Source organism: Streptomyces sp. HSW2009, from assembly GCF_040240285.1.
Lineage (GTDB): Bacteria > Actinomycetota > Actinomycetes > Streptomycetales > Streptomycetaceae > Streptomyces.
The window spans coordinates 1-6,828 of record NZ_JBEHZD010000450.1 but is presented as its reverse complement, the minus strand read 5'-3'; the positions used below and the strand labels follow the sequence as shown (position 1 = coordinate 6,828).

The following is a 6,828-nucleotide window of genomic DNA, read 5'->3' as shown; positions in this document are numbered from 1 at the left end:
CCCGGAGGGCCCCGCCGCGGGGCCCCGGCGCGGGGCGCCCGCGCACCCCCGGCGCCGGCGCCGCGGGGGAGGCGGCGGGACCGGCGCCGCGGTCGGCCGACCCGCGGTTCCTGGAGCGCATCCGGGCGCTGCTGGCGAAGGCGGAGTCGACGGAGTACCCCGAGGAGGCCGAGGCGCTCTCGGCCAAGGCCCAGGAGTTGATGGCCCGCCACCGCATCGACGAGGCGCTGCTCGCGGCGACCGACCCGGCGCCCGGCGCGGCCCCGGGCGCGGCGGACGGCGGGCCCGACGCCTGCCGGATCGGCGTCGAGGGCCCGTACGAGTCGGCGAAGGCGCTGCTCCTGGACGCGGTGGCGGAGGCGAACGGCTGCCACGCGGTGTGGACGGCGGAGTACGCGTTCTCCACCGTCGTGGGCTACCCGGCCGATCTGGAACTGGTGGAGTTGCTGCACACCTCGCTGCTCGTGCAGGCGACGGCCGCGATGCGGCGCGCCGGCGACCAGCACCACGCCACCGGCCGGGCCCGGCGCACCCGCGACTTTAGGGAGTCGTTCCTGATCGCGTATGCGAGCCGGATCAGGGAGCGGCTGACGTCGGTGGCCCGTGACACGGCGCGGGCGGCGGCGCACGAGGCGGCGCGGGCCAGGACCACCGACCCGCTGCCGGTGCTGGCCGCCCGCCAGGTGAGCGTGGGGCAGACCGCGGACCGGCTTTTCCCGAACACCGTCGCCCACCGCCTCAAGGGCCGCGACGCCCACGGCTGGGCTTCGGGCCGGGCGGCGGCGGACGAGGCGCGGCTGCGGTAGCGGGGAGTGGGGCGCTGGCGGGGCGTCCGCGTGGTCATTGCTCTGGGCGGGAGCCCGCGGGGCACCCCCGTGGTTGCCGCCTGGCTGGAGCTTGCGGCGCGTCCGCGCGATCCCTACGACAAGGGCGCTGCGTGCCGCAAGCTGGCAGCGATGGACCGATCACTGTGACCGAGAGTCACGGTCCCGCAGAGCGCTGACGCCGCTACCGTCGGCGAAGTGCCGAGAAGCACGGGCCTGGCGGCGCGCATCGCGCAGCCCCCGGGTAGCCGCCGCTTCGAACCGATGCGCTTCGGGACTGAGCGGTGTGCGCCGTCGCTCCCGACGTACAAGCACGGTCACGGCCGCGGCCAGAATCGACGTCACGACCGCCAGCACCGCAACCACGTAACCCATCGTCCCCCGCAATCGCCTCAGACGGTTGCCGTGATCGATGTACCCGGCTTCTCCCGTCGAAGACTGCCTGTCGACGGTACCCACCTGGCTACTCGACGTGAAGGGCAGGTTCCGGCATCAGAATCGACTGGACTGTGCCGCCTTCCGGCAACGTCCGGCCAACCCAGTCTCACCTCGCACCCGTTGGGGGCGTCGGATATACGGGACAGCCTTAACCAGGAGCGGGCGGAGGGCGTCCCCGCGGTCACCGCCCTGGCCGGGAGCCGGCGGAGGCGTTCGCGCGATCACCGTCCTCACCGGAAGCCCGCGGGGGCACCCGCGCCCTCACCGCCCCCGCCCCACCCCCGGCTGGCCGAAGTAACTGCGCGGCGGCACGCCCACCGTGCGTCGGAAGGCGGCGACGAAGGCGCTGGTGGAGGCGTAGCCCACGCGGCGGGCCGCGGTGGTGACCGGGGCGCCGGCGGCCAGCAGGGGCAGCGCTGCCTGGAGGCGGAGCCGGGCCCGCCACTGACCGAACGGCAGCCCCGTGTCGGCGACGAAGGCCCGGGCCAGGGTGCGGGCGCTGGTGTCGACCGTGCGGCCCCAGTCGGCCAGCGTGCGGTCGTCGGCGGGGTGGCGGCGCAGCGCGGTGGCCCCCTCGCGGGGGCGGGGGGGGGGCCCCGCCCGCGGCCCCCCCCCCCCGGGGCGCCCGACCGACAACGAACCATGATCCGCCGGTGCGGCCCGCCCGGCCGGGGCCAGCCGCCCCGCGCCACGGGGCCGCACCGGGGAAGCAACGCGTATGAGGAGCAGGAGTGGCTGACATCGACATAGCGGTGATCGGCGCCGGCATAGCCGGGCTGACCACCGCGTACCGGCTGACGCAAGAGGGCCACCGGGTGGAGGTGTTCGAGTCCGAGGACGCGCCCGGCGGGCGGATGCGCTCCAGCCGCGTCGACGGATACACCACCGACCGCGGCGCGGAGACGATCTCCCCCTACGGCTACCCGGCCACCTGGGAGTTCATCAAGGAACTCGGCCTTGACCAGGGCAACCAGATCCACCAGATCCAGCACCCGGTCGGGCTGTGGGAGCACGGCCGCAACCACCCGTGGGTGGGCCACCCCAAGGGCATGGTGCTCGGCGCCGGCATGTCGGTGGCCGGGCGCGTGCAGTCCTTCCGCTCGATGCTCGGCGGCATGCGCCCCTCGGGCCAGGTCGACCCGGACTGGCCGGAGAACTCGAAGTACGGGACCATGACGCTCGCCGAGTTCGGGGAGCGCTACGGCCGGGAGATGGTCGACCGCAGCCTGGCGCCGATCGCCCACACCGCCTTCGGCTGGCAGCCGGAGGAGAGCGCGGTGGCGCCGCTGCTCGCGATCATGCAGGGCACCAAGGGCATCTTCCGCTGGCAGACCTACCGCGACGGCCAGGACACCATGGCCCGCACCCTGGCCACCCGGGTCAAGGTGCACCTGTCGCGCGCGGTGGAGCGGGTGGTGCGCGAGGGCGACGTGGTGCGCATCCACTTCGCCGACGGCACCGACCTGACGGCGCGCGCCGCGGTGCTCACCGCGCCGTCCCCGGAGATCCCCGGCGTCTACCCCGAACTCCCCGACGACGAGCGGCCGTTCATCGAGGCGTCCACCTTCACCACGATGATGCGCGTCGCGGTCCGCCTGGACCGCCCGCTTGAGCCGCGCCGCGACCCGAGCAACCCGCACTCGTACGCGGTCGTCCTCGGCCCCGAGGAGAACTCGCTCTTCTCCGGCTGCACCATCGAGCACAACAAGTGCCCGGACCGGGTGCCCGCCGGCCGCGGCCTGGTCACCCTGCTGATCTCGCCGCGCCGGGTGCACGAGGTGTACGACCTGCCGGACGAGGAGGTGCTGGACCGGGCGCTGGACGAGAGCGAACTCTTCATCGACGGCCTGCGCTCGGCCTACGTGGGCCACCACATCGTCCGCTGGCCCAACGGTCTGCCGGCGGCCCCGCCGGCGGCGCTGCGGCTGCGCGGCCGGTTCGTCCGCCGCTCGCCGCGCCCCATCGAGTACGCGGGCGACTGGCTCTACCTGCGCCCGAGCAGCGAGGCGGCCATCGCCTCCTCCAAGCTCGCGGTGGACCGGGTGCACGCCTGGCTTTCGGGCCGCCGCTGACCTGCGTGAGCGGCGCCTTCGCGCGCGATGAGACGGGCCCGCGGACGAACGCGGGCCCGTCTCGCGTACGGGGCGCGGCGCGTGGGGTTCGGGCGCCGGCCGGGTCCGCCGTGCGCTTGGTCCCGTACGGGCTCGGGCGCCGTACGGATGCGCGTGCCGGCCGGGTTCGCGCGCCGTACGAGCCCTTGGCCCCCCGCCCGCACCGGCCCCGCCGCCCCACTGCCGGCTACCTCCCCGGAAGTCGTCCGCGTGGTCGGCCACCCAGGTGCGGAAGGGAAGGGCGGGGCGGCCGAGGAGGCGTTCCACCGTGTCCGTCACCCGCTCGGGGACCGTCACGAACGACTCCCACGCGCGCAGCCGGCCAGCCACGAACTCCGCGTTCCCCCAGGCCGCGGTGAACTCCTCGCGCGCCACCTCGGGCGCCAACTCCTCCCAGCGCACCGGCCGCCCGATCACCTCGCCGATGATCCGTACCTGCTCGATGTGGGTCAGGGCCGCGGGCCCGGTGAGCACGTGGGCCGCCCCGTCGTGCCGCTCGCGGCCCGCGCCCTCGGCGGTCAGGGCCTGCACGGCGACCTCGGCGATGTCCCGCTCGTGGATCAGCGACCTGGCGGCCAGCCCGTACGGGTAGCGCACGGTGCCCTGCCGGATCTGGTCCGCCCAGCGCAGCGCGTTGGCGGCGAAGTCGATCGCCCGCAGGAACGTCCAACTCACCCCGGACTGCCGCAGTTGCCGCTCGATCGCCTGGTGGTACGAGGTGGGCTCAGCGTCGTCGGCGAGGTCGGCGACGTCCGTCGAGAGGTACGCGACGTGCCGCACCTGCTCGGTGATCACCTGCACCACCCGCGGGTCCACCGGCAGCCCGGGCCACATCAGGTACGCCCGCTCCACCCCGCGCACCGCCGTCGCCAGCGACGCCAGATCGCCCAGGTCACCCCGTACCGCCTGGACCCCCGCCGGCAGCGCCGCCGCGGCCGGGTCCCGCACCAGGGCCCGTACGTCCACGCCCGCCCGGACCAGCCCCGCGACGACGTGCTTGCCTACGGTGCCGGTCGCCCCGGTCACCAGAATCTTGGTCATACGACGACCGTAGAACTTAAACAGTGGTTTAAGGCAAGGGGTGATCTTGCGGAGCGGGCGCACCGAGGTCTCGTGGGTTCGCGGGGGCCTCGCGGAAGTCCGGTGGTCCCACGGGGGTTCGCGGGGGCACGCGGGGCGATCTCGCAGCGGCGGGGGAGTCGGGGAGGGAGTTGGGCGGGTCCCGCCGGGCGGTGGCGTTGATCACATGTCTGTTGCGGAAGTGACGATTGGTAAATGACTAGGGGCATGACAACCCTTTCTGATCTTCCGGGTGCCGACTCCGCGATACCGGCCGGGCGCGCAGCCGCCCAGGCCGCCCCGGTCGATCCCGCTCTGCCGGACCCCGCCCCGGCAGACGCCCCGCCGGCGGACCCCGCCGCGACGGTCGCCGACCTGACCCGGCTGCTCTACGGCCAGGACCGGGACCGCGTACACGGGCCGTGGCGGGCGCTGGCCGCCGACCCGGACATGCAGCGCCGCACCGAGGCCACGCCGGCCGAGCAACTGGCCGACTCCTACCGCCGATTACGCCGGCTCGGCGCGACCGTCGACGCCACCGCGCTGGCCACCGACCCGCGGGCGCTGGCCGCCCTGCACGAGTGGACGGCGCCGCTGGACGGCGCCCTGACGGTGCTGGCCGGCATCCACTACAACCTGTTCCTCGGCAGCCTGTACGACCATGACCCGCGGCCCGACCGGCCGCTGGAGGACTTCCTGCGGCTGGCGAGGATCGGCACCTTCCTCTGCACCGAACTCGCCCACGGCAACGACGCCGCCGCCCTGGAGACGGTCGCCAGCTACGACCGGGACCAGCGCACCTTCACGCTCCACACGCCGCACCCCGGGGCACAGAAGTTCATGCCGAACACCGGGCCCGCCGGCGGCCCGAAGAGCGGTCTGGTCGCGGCCCGGCTGCTGATCGAAGGCCGTGACCACGGCGTCTTCCTCTTCCTGGTGCCGCTCACCGACGCCACCGGCCCGCTGCCGGGCATCACGGTCCGCCCGCTGCCGCTGCGCCCGGGCAGTCCGGTGGACCACTGCCTGACCTCGTTCGACGGCGTCACCCTGCCCCGTACGGCGCTGCTCACCGGCGAGCACGGGCGGCTGGCCGACGACGCCACCGTCAGCAGCGCGTTCGGCAGCAAGCGCAAGCGGTTCCTGACCGCGATCGGGCGGGTGACGGTCGGCAAGCTGTGCATGGCGGCGAGCGCGGTCGGTGGCGCCCGCGCCGCCCTGGCCACCGCCGTCCGGTACGCCCACCACCGCCAGGTCACCGGCGCCCGCCCGGACCGCCCCGTCCCGCTCTGGGCGTTCCGCACTCACCACGGCCCGCTGCTGGACGCGCTGGCCACGGCGTACGCGATGACCGCGCTGCACCGGAGCACCGTGCAGCGCTGGGTCGACCACGCCCCGGCCGACGCGGAGACGGCCGAACGCCAGGTCGCCATCACCAAGGGCTGGACCACCTGGCAGGCCCGGGAGTTGATCATCGAGAGCCGGGAGCGCTGCGGCGCCCAGGGGCTGCTGCCGGTCAACGGCCTGGTGGCGCTGGTCGGCGACGTGGAGGGCATCATCACGGCCGAGGGCGACAACCTCGCCCTGTGGGCCAAGGCCGGCGCCGAACTCCTGCTGTCCGCCCCCGACACGACCCCGGTACCGGCGCCCGCCGCCGATACGGCACTCGCCCCCGCCGTCGGCACGGCACTCGCCCCCGCCGCAACACCCGCCGCCGACCTCGCCGACCCCGCGGCCCGGCAGGCCCTGTTGGCCGCGGTCGGGCGGCTGAGGCTGGCGCGCGCCCGTACCCGGATGCGTACGGCGCCCGCCGGCGACCGGTTGCGCCGGTGGAACGCCGCCGCCCCGGACGCCCTGGCCGCGGTCACCGCCACGGCCGAACACGACGCGGCGGCGCAGTTGCTCGCCCTAGCGTCCGGGGCCGAGGACCCCACGGCCCGCGGTCTCCTGCTCGACCTGCACCGACTGTTCACCCTGCGCCGGATCGAGACGTACGGCGCGCTGCTCCTGGCGGCCGGCGAACTCACCGCCGCCCAGGTGGCCGAGGCGGACGCCCTCCGGGAGGAGTCGATGCACCGGCTGGCCGACCACGGCACCACCCTGATCGCGGCCTTCGACCTTCCCGAACCCCTCCTCGCCCACCGCCCCATCACCACCCCCGGCTACCAACGGGCCCTCCTCACCCACACCGAAGCAGTGGCCGCCCCGCCCCGGGCCCCCGAACCGTCCGGCGCACCCAGCCGCTCCGGGGCAGGCACGGCCCACGGCTCCCGCTGACGCTCGGGTCGCCACAAAGACGGAGCCCCCGGGGGGGCGGGGGCGGGGGGGCGGGGGGGGGGGGGGGCCCCGCGGGGCCGGGGGGGGGGGGGGGGGGGGGGGGGGGGGGGGGGGGGGCCCGG

At 75.4% G+C, this 6,828-nt stretch carries 3 protein-coding genes and 2 pseudogenes; 3 read left to right on the top strand and 2 right to left on the bottom strand.

Annotated elements, in window-relative coordinates; all coding sequences use genetic code 11:
* Positions 1-806 (top strand): DUF2786 domain-containing protein (locus AAHZ94_RS25905; protein ID WP_349995666.1); only part of this gene is annotated, 806 nt, incomplete at its 5' end.
* 717 nt (positions 807-1,523) lie between these two features.
* On the opposite strand, the pseudogene AAHZ94_RS25900 reads toward AAHZ94_RS25905, so the two are convergent.
* Positions 1,524-1,850 (bottom strand): annotated as a pseudogene (locus AAHZ94_RS25900) (helix-turn-helix domain-containing protein); the annotation flags it as partial.
* A 143-nt stretch (positions 1,851-1,993) separates the two neighbouring features.
* Here AAHZ94_RS25900 and AAHZ94_RS25895 point away from each other — a divergent pair.
* Complete coding sequence (locus AAHZ94_RS25895) at positions 1,994-3,334, top strand: protoporphyrinogen/coproporphyrinogen oxidase (protein WP_349995665.1); 1,341 nt, start codon at positions 1,994-1,996, stop codon at positions 3,332-3,334.
* Positions 3,335-3,796: 462 nt separating this feature from the next.
* On the opposite strand, the pseudogene AAHZ94_RS25890 reads toward AAHZ94_RS25895, so the two are convergent.
* A pseudogene (locus tag AAHZ94_RS25890) lies at positions 3,797-4,414 on the bottom strand (SDR family oxidoreductase); the annotation flags it as partial.
* 246 nt (positions 4,415-4,660) lie between these two features.
* On the opposite strand from AAHZ94_RS25890, the gene AAHZ94_RS25885 reads away from it, so the two are divergent.
* A complete protein-coding gene (locus AAHZ94_RS25885; protein WP_349995664.1) occupies positions 4,661-6,706 on the top strand; it encodes an acyl-CoA dehydrogenase family protein in 2,046 nt (681 codons plus the stop codon).
* Positions 6,707-6,828: the final 122 nt, after the last annotated feature.